The organism is Novosphingobium sp. 9U, from assembly GCF_902506425.1.
In the GTDB taxonomy this organism is placed as follows: Bacteria; Pseudomonadota; Alphaproteobacteria; order Sphingomonadales; family Sphingomonadaceae; genus Novosphingobium.
On sequence record NZ_LR732491.1, the window covers coordinates 1 to 20,075 of the forward strand.

At 58.1% G+C, this 20,075-nt stretch carries 17 protein-coding genes and 3 pseudogenes; 9 read left to right on the plus strand and 11 right to left on the minus strand.

Annotated features, from left to right (window positions below):
- Positions 1-253: pseudogene (locus tag GV044_RS15385) on the minus strand (IS66 family transposase zinc-finger binding domain-containing protein); the annotation flags it as partial.
- Between GV044_RS15385 and GV044_RS15390 the strand changes: the two are divergent.
- The 3 genes and pseudogenes from GV044_RS15390 to GV044_RS15400 all read left to right on the plus strand — a co-directional run.
- A pseudogene (locus GV044_RS15390) lies at positions 226-441 on the plus strand (transposase domain-containing protein); the annotation flags it as partial. The pseudogenes GV044_RS15385 and GV044_RS15390 sit on opposite strands and share 28 nt — an antisense overlap.
- A 1,801-nt stretch (positions 442-2,242) precedes the next feature.
- Positions 2,243-2,422, plus strand: a complete 180-nt coding sequence (locus GV044_RS15395) for a hypothetical protein (RefSeq protein ID WP_159872472.1) — start codon at positions 2,243-2,245, stop codon at positions 2,420-2,422.
- Between the two features lie 58 nt (positions 2,423-2,480).
- Positions 2,481-3,008 carry an NUMOD1 domain-containing DNA-binding protein gene (locus tag GV044_RS15400; RefSeq protein WP_159872474.1) on the plus strand — a complete coding sequence of 176 codons (528 nt, stop codon included), beginning with the start codon at positions 2,481-2,483 and terminating at the stop codon, positions 3,006-3,008.
- A gap of 320 nt (positions 3,009-3,328) precedes the next feature.
- On the opposite strand, the gene GV044_RS15405 is transcribed toward GV044_RS15400, so the two are convergent.
- The 7 genes from GV044_RS15405 to GV044_RS15430 form a co-directional block, all read right to left on the minus strand.
- Complete coding sequence (locus tag GV044_RS15405; RefSeq protein WP_201299127.1) at positions 3,329-3,880, minus strand: hypothetical protein; 552 nt, start codon at positions 3,878-3,880, stop codon at positions 3,329-3,331.
- A 290-nt stretch (positions 3,881-4,170) separates the two neighbouring features.
- The gene (locus GV044_RS22815; RefSeq protein WP_371741634.1) at positions 4,171-4,332 is read right to left on the minus strand and encodes an ATP-binding protein; all 162 of its coding nucleotides are present in this window, start codon (positions 4,330-4,332) and stop codon (positions 4,171-4,173) included.
- A 16-nt stretch (positions 4,333-4,348) separates the two neighbouring features.
- The gene (locus GV044_RS22645) at positions 4,349-4,549 is read right to left on the minus strand and encodes an ATP-binding protein (RefSeq protein ID WP_305778437.1); all 201 of its coding nucleotides are present in this window, start codon (positions 4,547-4,549) and stop codon (positions 4,349-4,351) included.
- A 345-nt stretch (positions 4,550-4,894) separates the two neighbouring features.
- A complete protein-coding gene (locus GV044_RS15415; RefSeq protein ID WP_159872476.1) occupies positions 4,895-5,902 on the minus strand; it encodes a glycosyltransferase in 1,008 nt (335 codons plus the stop codon).
- Positions 5,899-6,858 (minus strand): glycosyltransferase family 2 protein, encoded by a 960-nt coding sequence (locus GV044_RS15420; RefSeq protein ID WP_159872478.1) that lies wholly within the window; start codon positions 6,856-6,858, stop codon positions 5,899-5,901. Before GV044_RS15420 ends, GV044_RS15415 begins: the two co-directional genes overlap by 4 nt.
- Before the next feature lie 154 nt (positions 6,859-7,012).
- A complete protein-coding gene (locus tag GV044_RS15425) occupies positions 7,013-7,996 on the minus strand; it encodes a lysylphosphatidylglycerol synthase transmembrane domain-containing protein (RefSeq protein ID WP_159872480.1) in 984 nt (327 codons plus the stop codon).
- A 109-nt stretch (positions 7,997-8,105) separates the two neighbouring features.
- Positions 8,106-9,704 (minus strand): hypothetical protein, encoded by a 1,599-nt coding sequence (locus GV044_RS15430; RefSeq protein ID WP_159872482.1) that lies wholly within the window; start codon positions 9,702-9,704, stop codon positions 8,106-8,108.
- Positions 9,705-9,884: 180 nt separating this feature from the next.
- Between GV044_RS15430 and GV044_RS15435 the strand changes: the two genes are divergently transcribed.
- Entirely contained in the window at positions 9,885-11,717 is a 1,833-nt protein-coding gene (locus tag GV044_RS15435; RefSeq protein ID WP_256377282.1) for an acyltransferase family protein, read from the plus strand.
- Positions 11,718-11,743: 26 nt separating this feature from the next.
- Here the strand turns inward: GV044_RS15435 and GV044_RS15440 are convergent, their stop codons facing one another.
- Positions 11,744-12,934, minus strand: coding sequence for a glycosyltransferase (locus GV044_RS15440; protein WP_236555019.1), 1,191 nt, complete (start codon positions 12,932-12,934; stop codon positions 11,744-11,746).
- Between the two features lie 84 nt (positions 12,935-13,018).
- Positions 13,019-14,845, minus strand: a complete 1,827-nt coding sequence (locus GV044_RS15445) for an ABC transporter ATP-binding protein (RefSeq protein ID WP_159872488.1) — start codon at positions 14,843-14,845, stop codon at positions 13,019-13,021.
- A gap of 351 nt (positions 14,846-15,196) precedes the next feature.
- On the opposite strand from GV044_RS15445, the gene GV044_RS15450 reads away from it, so the two are divergent.
- The 4 genes from GV044_RS15450 (at position 15,197) to GV044_RS15465 (ending at position 17,395) form a co-directional block, all read left to right on the plus strand.
- Positions 15,197-15,421, plus strand: coding sequence for a hypothetical protein (locus GV044_RS15450; protein WP_159872490.1), 225 nt, complete (start codon positions 15,197-15,199; stop codon positions 15,419-15,421).
- A gap of 98 nt (positions 15,422-15,519) precedes the next feature.
- On the plus strand, positions 15,520-16,002 hold the full coding sequence (locus GV044_RS15455; RefSeq protein ID WP_159872492.1) for a hypothetical protein: 483 nt from the start codon (positions 15,520-15,522) through the stop codon (positions 16,000-16,002).
- A complete protein-coding gene (locus GV044_RS15460; protein WP_159872494.1) occupies positions 15,999-16,970 on the plus strand; it encodes a TQO small subunit DoxD in 972 nt (323 codons plus the stop codon). The genes GV044_RS15455 and GV044_RS15460 overlap by 4 nt, the downstream gene beginning before the upstream one ends.
- Entirely contained in the window at positions 16,967-17,395 is a 429-nt protein-coding gene (locus GV044_RS15465; protein WP_159872496.1) for a DCC1-like thiol-disulfide oxidoreductase family protein, read from the plus strand. The genes GV044_RS15460 and GV044_RS15465 overlap by 4 nt, the downstream gene beginning before the upstream one ends.
- A 126-nt stretch (positions 17,396-17,521) precedes the next feature.
- On the opposite strand, the gene GV044_RS15470 is transcribed toward GV044_RS15465, so the two are convergent.
- Positions 17,522-19,192, minus strand: a complete 1,671-nt coding sequence (locus tag GV044_RS15470) for a heme peroxidase family protein (protein ID WP_159872498.1) — start codon at positions 19,190-19,192, stop codon at positions 17,522-17,524.
- Positions 19,193-19,839: 647 nt separating this feature from the next.
- On the opposite strand from GV044_RS15470, the pseudogene GV044_RS22245 reads away from it, so the two are divergent.
- Positions 19,840-19,959, plus strand: a pseudogene (locus GV044_RS22245) (IS110 family transposase); the annotation flags it as partial.
- Positions 19,960-20,075 lie beyond the last annotated feature (116 nt).

Genomic DNA, 20,075 nt, shown 5'->3' on the forward strand with positions numbered 1-20,075 from the left:
GGCGATCACGCTGGCTGTTGAGTGGCTGGTGCAGCCCGTATTTCTGGAAGGCGAGGTTTGCCAGGAAGTGCGGGCCGAACATCCCGCGCGGGGTTACGGGGAACGGTGCCGGAGGCTGGCTGATCTTGGCGCAGCGGCGGCAGGATACTTTTTCCCGCCCTGTCTGGATCACCTTGTGGCGGGCCGGCACTCGCTCGAGCGTCTCGGTTATGTCCGCGGGCAAGTTCGATCCAACCTCTCGCTTTGAACCGCAAGAACACCCTCTTTGCCGGATCAGACGAAGGTGGCGACAACTGGGCTGTGATCGCCACCCTCATCGAGAACTGCAAGCTCTCCGGCATCAACCCGCACGACTGGCTCACCAGAACCCTCGTCGCTCTCGCCAACGGACACCCAGCAAACCGCCTCGCTGAGCTCATGCCTTGGATCGCCGTGCCTTAAAAAGACCGCTTACAAACGATCGCAGCTTGGCGGCATCGACGGACATCAAGGTGCTTCGAGGAAAGCCCGATGTCAGCCGCTAAAGCCGCACTACTTCATGGCGAGGCAGACCGGTGTCGACGCTTGGCGCGGATGGTTGGCGATCCCGATGCAAGGCAATTTCTCGACTTGGCGTGCGACTACGATGAGAGGGGGAACCAGGTCGCACACGACCCGTACAGCTTACTCGATGATCGACCCCGAACGTTCGGCCGATCCGATTGGTAAGCTGCTGCTGGATCTTGCGTCTAGTGAGCCATATCGACGCTCCGCTACGAGCTCATCACCAGCCTCGAGCTCGTGCAAATGGGCGCCGACAGGATGTTCAAAGATGGACAACGCCTATCAGCGACGCCAGCGCAAGCGTGCCGCCTAGCGCTACTGCCCACAATCCGGCGGAGGCAGCTACGATCACACCTAATTTTGTCGTCGGGAGAACAGCTTTCATGTTGCGACCTCTCTCGCCGCTGTTTCCCAGCGTGCGCCTCTAATGGCTCCATGTATTTAACGACTTAGCTAACGTCCAGTTCCATCGTCCACGTTGCTGCGCCCTTTGGAGCGGGGAAGTCTGCGCCAAGCCATTTGTGTCAGCGCGCCAGAGCCTAACAGAAACAGCCAAACGCCCACTGTTGCGGTCGCACGCACGTAGAACGATTGATCCGGATTCATAAACCCCACGACTGCTAAAATCGGCCCGGAAAGGATGAGTGTCCAACAGAGCAGCTTGAGGAGCAGAACGGTGCGCATTGCGTTTCGTAGCGCTTGCGCCTGCCGTTTTCCTTAACGGTCGATGGGCATGCGCCAGTTTCATGGTGACTGGTGCGGCATGCGGACGAGGCAAGTTCTCGTGTGGTCTTAGACAGAGGGGAAGGCAGGATAGCTCCCCCCTGAGTACCGGCCTGCCGCGTTCACCTGGGCTCGATTGGGCGCTCGCTAGAGCCTGGTAAAGAGCTCAGCACACCGACCTGAGAAGAACTGGTGCAGGACGCGCACGCTCAGGATCCGCTACTGCGGCAGCTCTGTTTCTCCGAGCAGCGACACCCACTTCTTGGGCCTGCGCGCGCACACGCTCACGCCCCCTTGCACGGCAAACCTTTGCAATGGCAAGGATGCGCTGATGCTCTTGCCAAACAGCAATATGAGCAACCGCAAAACCGTCGAAGTAGGCAGCTTCTGAGTAATTCATGCGCGCTCACCAGCGCAGCACTTCCAAATGGAAGGCGCTGCAGAACACAGCCTGCGCCCCTCGTACCCGCCCCGCGCAGGCTCGTGGCCACTGAGTACGGCAATAGTTTTAGGAAAGAATTTCATGGAAACCTTCCGGTTGATGAAGGCCGCAGACCCAGGCGAATCTGCGACCTCCATTCGGGTACCGCCTCGGCTTCAGGAGTTCGGGGGGTCTGCCGGGGCAAGTTCACGATGGGGGCAAAGCTTTAACGAGCTGTAAATCTCATTTAAGAAAACGAGCACTTGCGCTAACCATCTAGCGTTAAGAAACGTTCATCAAAGCGGTATTCTGCACGGCCGCAGACGCGGCGCGCCGCGTTCTTCATCACTGAGCGCACCTGCCGAATAGTCCGAGGCGCTTGCGGGTATTGCGCCAGCGACACGGCATGGTAATCTCATCGAAAAAGGGTCGCGATCATTGTCCGTAGGCTCCAGGGATTGATCGTGTATCATACTGACAAAACCACCTGCTATGGCGATCGTTCAATTGCCAATGGGCGCGAGCGTGACAGGCTCAGGCGCATGGCGGAAATGATTGCCGTCCGAGAGCTGCATCGTCTTCGAGCGCTTCGCAAGGAACTCTCTCGGCTGTCACGACATCAAGACGCTGACCTTGCTGCTGGTGGACATCGAGACCACCAACACACTGGTCGAGACGGCGGATCACCTGTTCGATAGTGAGCGTGCGCCGAAGTCCGCGCTGGCAGGCCGCTGAGGAATTACACACACCCGCCGCGGCGCTCACACAGGGTGATTGCAGATGAGGGCTCACGATGACCGATTCTTTTGCACCTTCCGCCGGCCTGCCGCCTGACCTCACCGGCTCCTCCTATGTTCCCCGTGTCGTGCATGCCGAGGGACGAACCTTCGCGTCGATCAGGGAGGCTTCGAGGGAACTGGGTATCACAGCTGTAACGGTCCGAGCACGTTTGCGGCGCAAGGAGCCCGGCTACTTCGTCGAAGAGGTGGAGACAGATCAGCCCGTCACACGCTTCCGAAAGGATGGCCGGCCTGTCGTGATTAATGGCGTGCGATACCTTACGTTGAGAGCCGCGGCCATGGCGTCAGACATAACCGTAAACCGCGTTAAGCGGCAGATAGAGCGCGGCGTTGAGGGCTGGTTTTACGAAGATGAAGGGCCGCTCGTCGATAAGCGTCGCGACATCAGGCGACCAGTTGTGATCGACAGCGTCGTGTACGAGAGCGGCGCTTACGCAGCGCGCGAGCTAAAGATCTCCCGGGCGACGGTCGTGACGCGACTGCAATCTTCCAAGTTTCCGAACTACGCCTACAAAGAATAGCGAGCTTGGCGAGCGAAGTGCAGCATTATCTTGAAAGGCTGTGAGCGCCTTCACCGAATCGCAACACATGTTGCTTACGTAGTTGGCGTCGGTTCCGGATGCCGCCAGTCTTCCAGTGCCTTGGCTGGCCCCGTCCGGAACCGGCAGCATGGTCACTCCTACTCAAGAGCTTGCCGCCAATGCGGACTCGCCAGAAGCCACAACGCCGCCTTGGTCTGCTTGTCGGGGTAGATCTTCGCCGACCTGTCACACCCGAAGCATCGGGGATTGTCGGCTCTTGGCTCACCCTCCGCATCTCGCGAGCGATGCCACGCAGCCGATCAAAGTCGGAGAAGTGAGGCATAGTCGGGATCAATAGATCCCTTCGTACCGCGCTCGTACGTTTGCGTGCCAGACTTCATCTTTTTGTGCTGGTCTGCCGCTGCGAGCAATGATCTGCCAACATCGAACCCGGCTTTCACCAGCGCCATTGTGCCGGCGCTGGGCTGAGCGTTGGCTTCCCCCGCGAAGTTGGACGCTTGGATGTCGTGCCCGCGGACGTCCTGCAGCGTCTGCTGGTAGATGCGCTGGGCGTTCTCACGTTCCAGCATTTCCGTGTCGTCCTGCACCCACTGTGCCGTTCCCATATCGACAGACAAGCCACCAGCAGCGGCACGCGCCCACTGCGCGCCTTTGAGCTGCCCTAGCTTGCGGTAATGATCGAGGTTCGCCTCACACCCGTTCTGAAGCGTCTGTTGCGCCGCCTCACGCTCTATCGACGCGTTGCGGTCGGCAATCTTAGCTTTGAAGCGAGCCTGAGCATTCGCAGCAAGACCGCGTGAAAGTGAGCCGGCGATGGCCAGGCCAGCAGCGGCGAGCGGTAGGCTGCACATGGTCAGCCCCTCCCGCCGAGGGCGCGGCGCCGGCCCGTTACCCAGGCTTGCCACCCCGAGCACTCGACCTCGCCGGCAGGCGCGCGCGTTAGGAGACTGTTCGGCTGCACCTGCCGATCGAAAGGCACATCACCCGAGGCAAGCTGTCCCGCGAGGTAGCCGACCGAGCTATCAGCCAGGCGCACCGTTGCGACCCCATCAGTTCCGAGGGTATGCGCGCCCGAGTTGCCCAGGATCATCACCGGACCACCCGCACGACGTCAGCACCGCGCGTATCGTCGCCGGCGCCATTACGCCGCGCTCCGCTTCCTCGCGGAGAGCCTCCTGCACGGCGTGCCAGCCAGACACCGGATACGACCAATCGCGCACGCGAGCCAGCTCTTGCCGATGCCGGTTGGCCCGATGATGGCACAGTTTTCGTGACGGGCGATCCAGTCACCTTTGAGCAGCATGTCGAGCAGCCGGCGTTCAAGGCCACGAGGAGGGAGCCCGGTGGTCGATGTCCTCAGGAGTGGCACGGTGGCGCAGTTTGGCGTATCGCAGGCGCAAGGCGAGGCGCCGATCGTTTCGGTATGTCGCCTCATGGTCGAGGAGCAATGCCAGCCATTCGGCGTGGCTTAGGCTGGTGGTCTCGTCGTTGGCTGCCAGATCAGCAAAGGCCTTTGCCATGCCGTCCAGCCCGAGCTGGCCCAGCAGGTCGAGTGTGGGGGTGGCGAGGTGATCAAAAGGCGCTGCAAGTTATCCGCTAAGCCGAACGTACGCCGAGGTTTTGGAGGCGCCTAGGTGCTTCGAACGGAACGGTCGAGCTAGCACGACTGCGCAGGGCCACCGACCAGGCGGGATCAAGAAGTGGATGAAGAAGACGGTCGAGAATTGCGGCGCTATGGTTGTCAAGACTGCTGCTGCCGGACCGGCGAAAAGCTCATTAAGAAGAGTTCATCAACAGTCAAGGTCGAAAACGATGATCGATCATCCCGTTCTACTAAGTTTGGCGATAAGTCCATTCGACAACTCTTACGGCTGACCATCGCCCGCTACCGCGATAAACGCATCAGTTTGCATCCCGTCTTGAAGCACCAGCTTCTCAATCTTGTAGGTGGACGGCGCACGCGTTCTGGTGAAGATCACAATTTCAGCGATCAAGCCAACCGCCGCAATCTGCACACCTAGAACGAGCATCACGACGCCTAAGAGCAACATCGGACGATCGGCGAGGAAAACTCCGTGAACTAGCTTCTCGAACAGAAGCGCCGAGCAGATCATCAATCCGAGAATGAACAGCCCTGCCCCAATGGAACCGAAGAACCGGAATGGCTTCTGAAAAAAGGCCACGAGGAAGCCAACGACGATGACATCAAGCACACCTCCCAAGTGGCTGCCGACGCTGTGCGTCCTTAACCGTCGATCATCCTCGGCTTGCGGAAGTTGCACTTCTTCGACCAAAAAGCCCTGGCGTTCGGCCAGCAGCGGCAGGAACTGGTACTGCTCCTCTTGCAGCACCAGTTCGCTGAATACGGCGGGCCGCACCGCCCGGACAATGCAACCGGGGTCGGTGTAGCGCGAACCAGCGATGCCTGCGAGCCATTCAAAGACCCAGCCTCGCATGCGATTGACAATATTGTCTTCGCACCGATCCCGCGATACCGTCACGACGTCGGCTGTCGCTAGCCGGTCAATAAGGACCGGCAGTGCTCCCGGCGCAATCTGGAGATAGGGCGGCAGGATTATCAGCCCATTGCCGCTTGCATGTCGCACCGCTTCCGTCAGACAGGCCGCCTCTCCAAATCGGCGTGCTAGGCGGATGACTTGCACATCATCCCGGGAACTCTCAATTTGTTCGAACTCCCGGTCGAAATGTGGATTGGGCCCATCCAAAACGTAAATGAACTCAAGCGTCAGGCCGATGCTCGTCAGCGCATCGTGATAAGCTCGCCACACATTTGGCGGCGAATCGAAGCGCTTCGCTACCGGAATCAAGACCGACAACGCCGTGATTGGCCGCTGATCTACTGGCAGTTTCATGTCCCGGCTTCCTGATCAAGATGAGCTTCTAGTCGCGTCGACATGGTGGACGCGAGCGTCGCATAACGTGCCATCTGTCGATCCATAATCGTCAGCGACTGGCCAATCAGGCCCCACGCGAAAAGAAAGGCGGCGAGTGACACGAAGCAGAATGCGATGCCTATCAGGATGAGCGAATTATGAGCCTCATTCGCCATGCTTATAACGAAAAACAATAATCCAGTCAGCAGTGACAGCAGGATAGGCAAGCGGAGCCATCGCATAGGCCGCCGAGCGTAACTCAGCAGCGCCCGAATTGATACAATGTCGAGCATGACCTTGTAGATGCGGGAGAAGCCGTATTTCGATACGCCAAACTGGCGAGGTCTATGATTTACCTCGATCTGAATAAGCCGCGCGCCGGCGAGCTGCGAGAGTGCAGGGATGAACCGGTGCATCTCGCCATACATCGGCAAATTCTGTATGAGCGGCGCACGGAAGGCCTTTAGCGAACAGCCACTATCCCTGATTCTGACGCCCATGATGCGTGCCATGATCGCATTCGCAATCTTTGAAATCAGAACGCGCGCGATCTCGTCCTCGCGCTGTTTTCGCCAGCCGACTGCAATGTCGTAGCCCTGATTGATAAGCGTAAGGAGCCGCGGGATGTCGGCAGGATCGTTCTGAAGGTCGCCATCCATTGTGACGATTACCTCGCCGCGTGCGGCCTCTATGCCCGCCGCCATCGCGGCGGTCTGTCCGTAGTTGCGGCGAAACTTGAGAACGCGGACGTGGCGGTCGTGCCCGACCAACGCGATAGCAACGGCACACGTAGCGTCGTGGCTTCCATCGTCGACGAGCAGGAGCTCATAATCGATCCCGATCGGAGCCAGCGCATCGCTGACTGCGTTATAAAGCAGAAGAACATTGTCTTCTTCGTTGTAGAGCGGCACGACCACAGACAGCGGAAGCGACATGCGGGGTACTTTCGTCATCGCTGGAGTATACATAGATCCTCCACTTCCCGATCGGCTGTCAAGGTAGCCAGACTTTCAACTTGATGCAAAGAGCGAAGGGTCACTTGAAACGCCTATCGTCGAAAGCATTGCCTCCTATATGTGGCAGCTCAGACTACCTTCCCATGCCGAGCTTCCGGGATTCGACCCAGTTATAGAGAAGACCACCGACTCCAGCCGCGAGGAATGTCTTCAATCGGTGAAGCAGCGCCGCTGAGAATGCGACGGCTGGTGGAACGCCAAAACTGGTGAGCACAGCCGTATAGGCAAATTCCTCGATCCCAATATTGCCGATGCTCAGCGGAAGATTCATGATCGTCATCATCAGTGGGCATGCAATCAAGACTGAAAGAAGCGGGATCGTCGGGTCAAATGCGACGATGTTAACCCAAAAACCAACACCTGCGGCGAGGTAGAAGACGCTGGACACCAAAAACGCTAACAGCAAATGTGCCCACCTGCTACGGTAGAGCGTAATGCCCCCGCGAACCTTCTCCATTCGGGTGAAAAGCTTGTCGAGACGGGGAAAACGTTGGGTTAGCCGCGCCCGTATGAACTCGAAAGGCCGTTGGTCCAGAATCATCCACAATACGAGGCCCAGCCCCGCTACGGTGACGATGATCGCCTCCGTCACCAGCGGCTGGTTGACGGATCGCAGGGTCAGCAATGTCGCCACCAATGCGAACGCCACCAGGGTAATAAGCCCCGTGAGCCGGTCGACAAGCACGCTCGCCGCGGCTGACGCTGTGTTGCCGCTGATTCGCGCCTGCAGGCCCACGCGCAAGACATCTCCACCGATATTGCTTGGCAGCACCAGATTGAAGAAGCGGGCACTCAAGTAAATCTCGAATAGCTCCCATGTGCTTCCCCGCAGCCCTAACGCTCGCGACAGGATGCGCCATTTAAAGGCGCTGACTAGATCGAGCAATCCGTTCATGGCGATCGCCGCAAATATGAACTCGATGCGTGTTCCCGCCAACGTCTCGGCTAGTGTGCGACGCCCGGCCGTGTTGAACAGGCCGGAGTAATAGAACACGGCTCCGAGAAGCAGAATCGTGGCGCTAGCCCGCAACAGCTTCAACTCAGCCCGCCCCTTCATCACTGTGGCAAAGCTAGCATGGCGCCGCTGATCCAGTCGAGATCTTCCTTTGGACCAGACGCAGTGCCTGCTTCCGAAACCGTGATGCGCGGAGCGGACGGAGCCATCGTCAGCTCTCCGGCGCTGGCGAGGCTGGACATGGCGGTAGGGGCCCGGTATTCGACCATGTGAACAGGTGGAACCCTGGCACTGAAGATGGTATTCTAGTGGCAATCCGCTCGATGCGATCAGCCGTATCGGCCGGTATCCAAGCCGCCGATCGCCAGCGCCTGTCCGGTGAGACGATCAGCCCTTTTTCATGGCAGGCGATCACGCGAGCGACCCCGTCGGGTGAGAAAAGCACCGGCCGGCCAGTCCGGAAATCCTTGGCGAATTCGACGGCAGGAAATATCTCGTCGATCCTTGAGCGGTTGATCAGATAATCATATCGTCCGAAACGATAGACCGCCTCCGTGTCCTGCGCGGTGAGTAGCGTAGGGTATTCGGCGGCGAGCTTGCGCAATTGCGCTAAGTCGGCGGACCAAGGCGGATCGTCGATCTCCCTTGTCACTCTTGCGGGCTGACGTGCCGCCTGAATTCCTTCGATTGCGAAAAGGCGCACAGTTCCGCGATAGCCTCGGTCCAGCAGCATGATTCCAGCTAGCACCGCCACTGTCAGCGCGCCTGTGGTCACCCCGGCGCGGCGCCAAGATAGGATTGCAGGGATTCTTTGCAGACGCTGAACCGCGATCCCAATAGCGAGTGCCCAGATGCCGAGGAAGAACGGCGCCAGATAAAGAATGTACCGTTCTTCTTTGCGCGCCGCGACCGAGTGAATGGCGAGGGGAACGACCAGTAACACTAGCATGCCGCGGGTTAGCCGGGCGTCCCGGCGCCAAGCCAGCAGGACTGCGACAGGAAAGGCGAGCGTGAGCAACGGCATAGACGCGAGAAAACACCGAGCGTAGTAGAAGGGCGCACTCATCCGGTCCGCTTCAAACTGTGGCGCCTGGAAGAAGCCGGACGCATAGGGTCGAACGAAATACCCGGCCAGCGCGACGATCACCGGGAGCACAAGCAGCCACCGCTTGTGATCGCGCCATAACCGCAATGTGCCCGACAGCTCGGCTTCCAGAACGAGCCAGATCATGACCGCTGTGATAAGGAAGACCGTGGTAGGCTGAAAAGCTAGCGCGACGAGAAAAGATAACAATGACATGATCGTGGCCGCAAGCATGACCGCGGGCGATCGGCTCGCCACCGAACGAAACAGGAACATTGCGCCGATCCAGACGAACAGCGCCTGCATGGTATAGAAACGAGCGAAAGCAGAGTTCCGGAGCGCCCACTCATTGAAAATCCATAAGAAAGCAGCGGAGCAGGCCGCGACCGCGCCGGCCTTGTGATACGCCCAATAAGTGAACGCCCCTGCCAGAGCCGCGTTGGCCGCCATAGCGGGCAATCTGGCAACGCCAAGGCTGTCGCTCCCGGTCAGTTTCATCAGGCCGCCAACGAGCAGCGTATAAACCTTGCCGCGTTGATAAGTACCCTCGGCGATATCGAAGGTGCCGAGATGCACCCAGGATCGCGCGGCGAGAAGATGAAATAGCTCATCGGTCATTACGGTCAGAGCCGGCGAACAAACAAGATGGAGTAAACAGGCGAGCGCCGCTGCCGCAAGGGCAATTGCGTGCGGCCGCCACACCGATTTGTGAACCATTGCTCCCATGCCAAACATATGCTCGGGCGCATTCCGGCGTGTCAAGCAGAGGACTTGTTAGTTGCGAAACTTGGTCTTGGCCTTCAGGCTTGATTTAGCTGCGCCATTCGTGTGCATGGTTGTGTCATGCGGATCGACGGATCAGCATCCTGATTCGAAAAGGGGACGGCCATACGCTACCGTGCGGACATTGATGGCCTTCGCACTGTCGCAGTGCTGCCCATCGTTCTCGCACATGCAGGCGTTCGCCAAGTTCCCGGCGGTTTCGTTGGCGTCGATGTATTTTTCGTAATCTCCGGATTTTTAATTACGTCCATCATTCAGCGGGCAATCAACGAAGGGTCCTTTTTTTTAATACAGTTCTACAAGCGGAGAATAGTTCGCATATTGCCCGCCTTACTCCTCATGATTCTGATGGTCAACGCAGCAGCAATCGCATTGCTTACGCCGGCCGAGTTCCGCACCATAGCGCAAAGCTCCGCCGCGACCGCTGGCTTCGTATCGAACATTTATTTTTGGAACCTTATCGACTACTTCGACAGCTCAGCGCTCGTCAAGCCATTACTGCATACATGGTCACTCGGCGTCGAAGAACAATTCTATATCCTCTATCCGTTAATCTTGCTGGTACTTAACAAGTTATGGCCAAGCCGGCTTGTCGCGGTGCTGGCAGTGATCGTCGTGCTGTCTTTCGCTCTGTCGCTCGTCCTTGCGTACCGGCAACCAGAATCCGCCTTTTATCTTTTGCCGAGCCGCGCCTGGGAACTGGGCATTGGCGGCCTAGTAGCGCTGAACGCTCTCCCAAAAGCCCGCTCCCCGTTTGAGCAAAGTGGATTGGCTCTGGCCGGTCTGGCGCTGATATCTACCGGCATATTCGCCATCAGGCCCGGGATCGCGTTCCCCGCGCCCTGGGCCCTGTTGCCCTGTATAGGGACGGCGTTGGTGATCGGTTATGGCGAGTTGTCCATAGCGGCCAAGCTCCTGTCCGTGCCTCCCGTGCGCTGGATCGGTAGGGTCTCCTATTCGCTCTATCTGTGGCATTGGCCGCTCATCACCTTCTGGCGCCTCCAGTTTGGGCCAACTCTCTCCCGTCCTGAAACCGCTCTTCTGATCGGCATCTCATTATTCGCCGCCACGATGTCCTATCTGCTGATTGAGCGCCCGTTCATTCAGCGCTTCAAGGCAAGTGCGGCAAGGGCGACGAATGTGGCTGGATGTGGCGCGGTCTTTGTCATGGTCGCACTCACTCTGGGAGTGGCGGCCAACGCGACGCGGATAAAGCCAGTGCCCGAACAGATCCGGCATATCACCTCATTTCTCACCTACCGTTATTCAACTACCAACCACTACCAGTTCCGGCGCGGGCTCTGTTTTGTCGCGAAGGGTGACGAGACTTTCGACTGGAATACATGCATGAGCGCACGGCCGGGTCGACGAAATGTTCTGATCGTCGGAGACAGCCATGCAGCCCAATATTGGCGTGCCTTCGCGCTGCGCTATACCTCAGATAATGTCATGCAGGGAACCGCCTCGGGTTGTCGTCCCGCGATCCTGCCAGCCGGTCGAGCGCGCTGCACGGCACTGATGAGCCGTATTTTGAATGATTTTGCCCGCGAAAGTCGCGTTCATATAGCGGTCCTTGCGGGACAGTGGCGCGCAAAGGACTTGCCCGCTCTGCTTCGCACAATTCGAATCCTCCGTTCGCGCAACGTCGGCGTCGTGGTGATCGGGCCGACGGTCGAGTACGATGGGCAGTTTCCTCACATCCTGTCCCAGGCGTTGATGAGGGGCGACATGGCGATGGTCGATCGCATGAGGATCAGGCGTCCCTTCGACCTCGACCGCAAAATGGCTCGTTTGGTCCGCGCTACCGGCGCGCGCTATTTCTCAGAAATCGAGGTCGAGTGTTCGTCGGGCGAATGCCGGCTGTTCGACAGCCGAGGCGGTCCCTTCCACTTTGACTATGGTCATCTCACGCTTGACGCCGCCCGGGACGTAGTGAGGCAATTCCCAGCGCTCTAGAGGTGTCCTGGCCGGCGACACCGAGCCTATTGTCGGCGGCACACCGGGACAGCAAGGGAGAGATCATCGTCCATGAAGGTATAATAAGCGCTTGTGCACCTCAGAAGCATTCTCAGTCGTGCATTCCTGATGGCTTCACGGACATGGCCGCCGAGCGGCTCCAGCAACGCTGCACGAACCCGGCGCTCGAACACACGGTTGCCGCCAGAGCGGATAGCACGGCGCAACGCTTGCCGTTGCGGAAGGTCCCAGAGCACGCCCGGCGCTCGCATCGCGTGACGAAGCAGGGACATGTCCAGCGAATAGCATTCGCCCGGCTTGAGGCCGGCCGCCATCCGGCTCGCTTCGGCAAAGTCATCGTACGCGAATTGCCAAAGCCCGCGCGCGCTCATGGCGGCGGCCCGTGCAAGCAGCGCTGAGATCTGCTGCAGGCTGGTCAGTTCCGCGGAAGTGGGCAGCTGAAGATAGAGCGGCAATCCGTATCGGTGATAAGCGTTCGCAAAAATGCGCTGACCGAATCTGCGCCAATTTGCGACCACATCGGCCGCTGTGACCTGAGCATGGGCCGGCCCTCGCATGCCATCATGCTTTCGCTGGTGGAAGATCACTTCCGGCAAGTAGACGCTCGAATAATTCGCGGCCAGGCGAAGTAGCATGTCTATATCCATACTCCGTGGCAGCGACTCGTCGAACGCACCGAGCGCGTCGTAACAGGACTTGCGCACAAGCATGGCTGGCTGATGAACATAGGTCCGAACCATTGTGTCGGCGAACAGCGTTTCCGAACTAGACGGTGGCGCTGCAGCTTCCTTGATTTTACGGATACCGTTTTCGTCCCAGAAATGTCCATAGCGCCCAAATACAAACCCGGCGGTCGGATTAGACACCAGCGAGCGTTCCAGCAATTCGAGGGACCGCGATAACGGAAGATCGTCGTCGTCGAAAATCCAAATCATTTCGCCAACGGCGCTGGCTAGACCATGATTGAGCGCCTTAGACTTTCCGCTGTTTTCTTGCCTAAGGTAAAGAATGGACGAACCGAGTGACCGGGCGTAATCTCCGGTTCCGTCAGTCGAGCCATCGTCGATGACAATGATCTGACGCGGCTGCACCGTTTGAGAGAAAAGCGCCGCAAGACTTTCGCTGAGATACGTCACTCGATTGAAGGTTGGAACCAATATAGTTACATCGCAGGAGCGAGTCTGCGGCATTGTCATCTTCTCCACAGATAATATGTGGCGACGCTAGACGTTGGACGCTATGATGAGCCTGCATCTTTGACTTGAATTCGACGCGATACATCACGATCTGGCGGCCACCACAACGGCTTGTCCGGTCTCTGGAAACATTTCCTCGTAAGTGCCACGCCGTACGATTGCGCCCGATCGGAGTTCGACGACGAGGTCGCACTGCCGGAGCGTGCTGGTGCGATGCGCGATCATGATGACGGTGATATCGGCACCCAGCCGGGCAACCGAATTCATAATCGACAATTCGGTTTGATCGTCCAGCGCGCTCGTTGCTTCGTCGAGGATCAGAACCGACGATTGCTTGTACAGCGCGCGCGCAATGCCGATCCGCTGGCGCTGCCCGCCCGAAAGCCGCACGCCTCGCTCACCGATCACCGTATCGAATCCGTCCGGCTGCTGCAGGATGAACGATGCGATATCGGCGTGTTCGGCGGCCCTTCTCGCACGTTCGAAATCGATTGATTGCCGTTTCACGCCGAAGGCAATGTTTTCGACTATTGTCGTATCGGAGAGGTAGATGCTCTGGGGAACATGCGCAATCTGCTTATACCAGCGGCTGATATTGTCGGCATTCAGGGGCACGCCATCAATCGTCACACACCCTGCCGTGGGCATGAGCAGGCCCATCAGCAGGTCGACAGTGGTCGTCTTGCCGCTGCCCGTTTTCCCGACCAGTCCCACTCGCGAACCTTTGGGAATGACCAGATCGAGATTGTCAATTACCGGAGGCAGCGCCGATGCGTAGCGGAACGCAACTTGGTCAAACCGGATCTGCTTTGTGAACGGCAAGGGTGGCGCATTCCGGCTATGCTCGCGATCGACAGGCAGAGGGCGGCCAAGCAACTGAAGCACGTCGTGCAGCAGTACGCTATTACCCTGCATCGAGGTCCACCCAAGATAGATCTGCTGGAGGAGCGGCAGCAGGCGCTGCGCGCCTAGCGCGATGGCTCCGAGCACCGGCAAGGCCGACGTGAGACCGCCAGGCTGTCGGTTAAGGTATAGGGCCAACAGCGCAATTATAACCATGCCAGCCCCTTCGATCACGAACCGGGGCACCGCGGCGATTAGTGCATTTGTCGCCTGAGCGTCGCGCAATTCGGAATCCAGACTGGAGAACTTCGCGAGAAAGACTGGTTGTGCTTCGTCAATGATCACGTCTCTTATGCCGCCCAGCCCTTCCTGTATAACTTTCAGGCGGTCGGTGCTCGTCTTTGCGATGATCCTGCTGTTGGCCTTGAGTCGTCTGCGGCTCGCATAGGAGACGCTCACGTAGATCGCGCCGAATAGCGAGAAGGACACCAGCGCGATAAAAGGGTCTATGTAGATCAGGCCAGCCATGATGAAAGTGGCCACAGTTAACGATGTGACGCACTGGAGAGCCGGCAGCATCGACTGGTTCAGAACGATCTGCACTTTGCTGACGCCGCTGATGATCATGCTGCTGTTCTTGGCCGTATGCCACTCGTAGCTTTGAAACAGCATCCGCTCGTACAATGCCACGCCCAGGTCATACCCCAAGCAGAACACGTATTTCTGACTTGCCCAAGCCAGCGCAATCCTGAGGCACGCAGAAATTATGGCTAGTGCGCAGAAGACGCTCGCCAGCACGACTACGGCGTCCGAATAACTTGCGACGCCAATCCGGTTCAGCACCCGCCACAACAAGTGTTGCCGAGCCAGGAAATTAGGGTCGGCAATAAGGGCGAGAAAGGGAACGACCGCACCGATCGCGACAAGTTCCGCAAACGCCCCGACCACCATCAGGCAAAGTACGCCAGCACCGTGCCCAATTCTTCGAGAAGGAACGTAAAGATATAGACGCTTCAGCATCGGCAAGATGCCGGCACCTTCCCCCGCCATCATTTCGAACTCCGTCACCATCCACCTCAAGAACGGCCACGATAGCATGTTTCTTGCGTGATCTAAGAGGCTGTATGGAAAATCTGCGGAAGGGCTTGTCAGGCGCATAGGTGTCTGGTTCGGGCTCTGCATGTGGACGCAGCAGAGCCGGGGGCGATTGGCCACGACTGCCAGGAGAACGAAGCTCTGCCCGAGCGATCTTACCAACGACTAATGGGATCGCCTCTAGCCGTCGATTCCCGCGCCTGAGCATCAAGGCCGCCGGCGGGAGGTGGATTTCGCGAGGTGATCAACGCTGTTCGGTACCTTGTTTGTTCGGGATGTGGCTGGCGATTGTCGACGATCCACTCTAGGCATGGCAGCCAGTCTATGGCTGGTTTTTGGGGATTAGCGCACAGGTTTCCGTTTCGAACGATCCACGACGTCGAGATGATGCTGCTTCGTGGGCGCCGCGGGCGCGAGGCCAGCCCAAGCGCAACATTGGTTGAGAGCCAGTCGGCCAAGGCACCATCGACGGAAGAGCGCGGGTTTGAAGCAGCCAAGAAGGTCGCGGGACGCAAGCGGCACATCGTTGTCGAACGCCATCGATTGTGAACCTGGGCAGGGCACGCATAGCATGCCTGCCCCTTACGCCGCTATCGACACATGGCCAACCCGTCGGTACATTGACGAGGAAGCGTTTGCTCCATGGTATGATTGCGGAGGATGGTTTTGTGGCGGTGGCTCCATCAAATCTAAAATTCACGCTTTTGTCCGCTCTAATTATCGGCATTCTCGTGATGCAGACCCTCGTCGGATTCCGGAAAGGGAATTACTTCACTCCGTTCATGCCCTACCCCATGTATTCGACCGCTCATTTCGCGGGCGAGAGGCTCGACGTCAGCCATAAGGTGTTTGCCGTCGAGGCGGACGGGACACGGCGCGAGATCAACGCGGCGCGCGATCTTAACGTGGATTTCTGGCGGTTTGAACGGCGCTTCGTCGCTCGCCTTATGCAAGCGCGGTTCGATGAAGCCGCCCCCTTTCTCAAGGTAGTGATCGCGCGCTATCCCGCAACGGTGGCAGTAGAAGTTGATAACTATCCGATGATTATCACGCGCGATGGCCCGAGACGGAAGCCCGTCCAGACGATCGTCCGCATTCGGCGAGACCAAATCAACGAGGCCATTCAATGATCCCTCGCGCGGTTGAGGAACGGTGGAACAGATACTGGTTCCCGAACGCTCCTTTGGCGGACCTAGCGATCCTGCGCATCATCGCGGTCGGAACTCAGCTTGTCCTGATGCTGCTGGACGAACGCTACGGGCTAAAAAGCCTCGTCGAGATCAGCAAGCTGCCGGCCTTCATGTATGAGCCGATGCTGTTCCTCAAGCTGTTAACCACCGCGATGGGTGGCTACAAGTTTATCTTACATGACATGCAGATCATGTGGTTTGTCACGGTCGCAGCTGGGCTGTTCTCCCTTATCGGTTTATGGACTCGGGTAATGCTCCTAGTCTTCGCCGCCGGCGTTTCGGTAATGCAACTCTGGGTGATGTCTCACGGCGACGCTCATCATCCCGAAGCGGCGATGATGTTGGCTCTGTGCACGCTAGCACTCGCGCCGTCTGGCGCAACTTTCTCAGTCGACTGGTGGATCAGGCGGCGCCGCGATAGCCGCCCCGCGCGGTCGCAATTGCTAGAGATGAGCCGCGAGGCCAAGTGGCCGCTGCTGCTGCTGCAGTGGATCTTCGCGCTGATGTACCTTTCCGCCGCCTACGCGAAGATCGTGTACGGCCACGGGCATTGGGCTAACGGCTATACGCTGCAATTCTATCTTGCCCGTGACGGCCTACGCTGGGACTCGCTCCTGGGTGTCTGGCTGAGTCACTATCATTGGCTGTCATTTTTTTCTCAATGGGCTATCCTAATATTCCAGAGCACCTTCGTGGTGTCGATGTTTGTACCAAAGCTAAAGTACATCTACGTGCCGATCGGCATGGCGATGCACATTGGCATCTACCTCATGCTGGAGGCGCCGTTTTTCCAATGGTCGGCGCTATACCTGGTTTTCGTTCCCTGGACGTCGATCATTCTGGAAGCTCGCCGAGCCATACGCGGCGGCGCTGAACCACAGTTCGTCCTGGAAGGACGTCGGGTATGACGGATCATGACCTCGCCACTCGCCAACCGCAACCTACGCGGCCTGATCCGAACGACCAGACCTACGTCCTTTATGACGGCGAATGCCCTTTCTGCTCGGCCTATGTTCGCTTTATGAAGCTAAAGCAGAGCGTCGGACCTGTACGCCTTCTGGACGCACGGGACGGCGGCAATGAAGTGGAAGATGTGGTGAAAAGGGGATTTGACCTTAATGAAGGGATGATCTTCCACTATAGCGGCGTCTATTATCACGGCGCAGACGCTCTCACCATGCTGGCTTTGCTTAGCGGCAACAGTAGCGTTTTCAACCGCGTGAACGCCACATTATTCCGGTCACCGCGTGTGGCGCAGATCGCCTATCCGTTCCTTCGTGCCGGCCGCAATACGGTGCTGAAGCTGCTTGGAAAGAAGCAACTGGATCGATAGGTGCTCGGCTCTTCAGATCGAGCAGGTTCGACATCGTACGGAAGAGGCGGGCGTGTCGACGAAGAGTTCAAGCTCGCGGATGCTCCCCACAAGCGTTCTGACCCTCTCCTGAAATGCAAGCTCTTGTCAGGTCAATGCCCATGAAATGAGATGCTTAAGCTCGAAATTCGCTGGATCGTCCGTGATCGGGACCATCGGCCTCCAGCCAGCCTGATGGATGTACGAGCCGGGATCGGCAAGCAGGAGGCCCAGGAACGTCTCAAGGATGATGGTGCTGCCAATTGGCCCTAAATGATGTCCTCCAAGCATGTCGTTTACGCCCCGCTGGTGGCTGGGCAGGCCAGGCGCATCGCCCACGTCCCGGGTTCCATACCATTCGGCTTCTCGCAATATGTAATACCAGAGCGGCGTATTCCCGGCGAATTGTCCAGCTAAAGGACGTCGCAGATCGCGCGCTATGTTGATACCTTCGTCGTCGCTCTGTTCGTTGAAGGGCGCTGAGTTGCGCGATCCCGCCGACCAGATCTGCTCTGGGCTAAGCAGGGGGAATCTGGCTGCGGGGAAAGAACCCACGTTCATCTCCAAAGCGACCTGTTCCGCGGTTGGCAACCGCAGCCGCGACCCGCGAAGCAGGTTGAGGTAAGCGAGGTTGCGTTCGATGGCCGGTCTTGCGAGCAGGTCCGGATTGACGAGAAGGCGGAGCGGATCGACAAGAAGGGTGTCGATCCGGTAGGCCGGCTGCAGCGTCCCCGACCCGAGCTGTTCTGCCGGTGCTTCGCCCGGAAGCTCGAAGAAATAGCCCCAGTCTATGCCCCAACCTTTGGGCATAATTCGGAAGCCACGGAGGTCCCCCTTCGAGCCTGCCCCATCGTGGAAAATGGGTTTGCGGGTGAACGGTGGTGGGCCTTGTTGGACGCCCGTTTGCGCGTTCAGAGCATAGGACGGCCGGACCATCGAGTGTCCGAACCTGTACGCCGCAGCCGAGAACTCGATCGGCAGATAGGGGTACGTCGCGACCTCCGCAGCCTTCGGATAGTAGCGAATGCGTGGCGTTCCTCCCGGGTTGACTATGTCGTGATAGATTTCCGGCATGCAGATCCGCTTGAGATAATCGTTCACTATCAGCCACTGATAATGCCAGCGGGTCACGCGTGCAGCTCGGCGGAAGCGCTCGCTGCGGTGGTGGTGGTCGGCCGGAATTTCGCCCATCAGCGCGGGCGTGTCCAAAACTTTGTTGTGCAGTTGCGTCATCGCTTGATGCAGCTGCGCGACAATAACGTTCTCGTCGTTGCGCGGATCGCCAATCATCGCGATCTCGCTCGAGTCGCGGCGATGATCGAATTGGGTGCGCACGTGTCCCGATGTGGGCGCCGGGGTCGCCGCGATGCGGTGGGTTGACAGACGAAACTTGAAATTGCTGTCATAAATGACGAGGTCGCCGCCAGGGCCGTTCCCGTAGACGCAGTCGAGATCGAGAGCCGCAGTGCGGAAATTATCAATTGCGTCGGGATCGCTTTCCTGTTCTCCAATACTCGTGCTGTCAAGCGTCAGATCGTGATCAACGAATTGGCCGAAATAGGTGTATCCCGCCGGAAGGAAGATGTTCTCGTCGCTGTCTGCCTCGTTGAAGAACTTGCCGTCGTCAGCTTTGATCATAGTCTCGGCCAAAGCAGCGAGGGCGGTAGGTTCGAATTCGGGGCCTTCCAGATGCTCGAACATCCTGCCGAAGCGCCCAAACTTGCCATCTGCGGCGGCCGCAAGGCCGCGGTGACCACCCTGAAAATGCGAACGCGCCATGGCTGCTGCACCCCTCTAGAAAGAATTGTATTTTTCTCAGGTAATTAGGAGTAGTGGATACAAGACCACAATGTGCGGTGTAGACCGCAGGAACATGAGTTGTACGCTCTATCTCTTCCTGCGGCAATAGACGTCATTAGATAGCTTTTGCAACCGTATCGAACGACCAATCACGCAAAGATGTTGATTAAAATGAATAAACTATACTATCCCGTCTCGAGCGATCTTGATTGTAGCTGGAGTAATCGGCGCATATGCGGGCAAAAAGGAGGTGGACGAGTGCCCCGATCAGGATTCAAATGTCACAAAGGTTCCGCTCGCGAGCTTCCCTGGGCATGTCGCTGAGGCTGGAGAATGCCTTTTCCAAACCGCTTACAGCGGTTCAAGCCTGCGCTCGGGGTCCTCTCTCCAATCCGTGTCCATCATCAGCCCCTCCAAAAGCTGGCCGCCTATCAATCACCACATCTCTTGTTGGGAATCCTAAAGATTAGCAAGCTGGGCACTAACGTGATGTAGGGGACGAGCCCTGCAGGAGCGTAGCTGTGCAATGATGTGGTCGTTGAGCCACGTCTAGGAGTTGGTCCATGCAGCAGGATGTCGTTACCGTCGGTGTCGATCAGGCGAAGAATGTGCTCTAAGTTCACGCCATTGCTGACGATGGCAAGGTGCTGGTGCGTCGGCAGCTTCGGCGTGCCGAGGCGTTGAAGTTCTTCTCGTCCTTGCCGCGCTCCCTGGCGGGTATGGAAGCATGTGCTTCGGAACATCATTGACAAACCGCTCAGACCGGGGATCGAACAAACCGAGGGGAGCAGAGCGCTTCGAGCGCGATGACGTGATTAGGAATCCGATCCGCAGACGTCATCAGGGCCAGCAGCCATGTAGT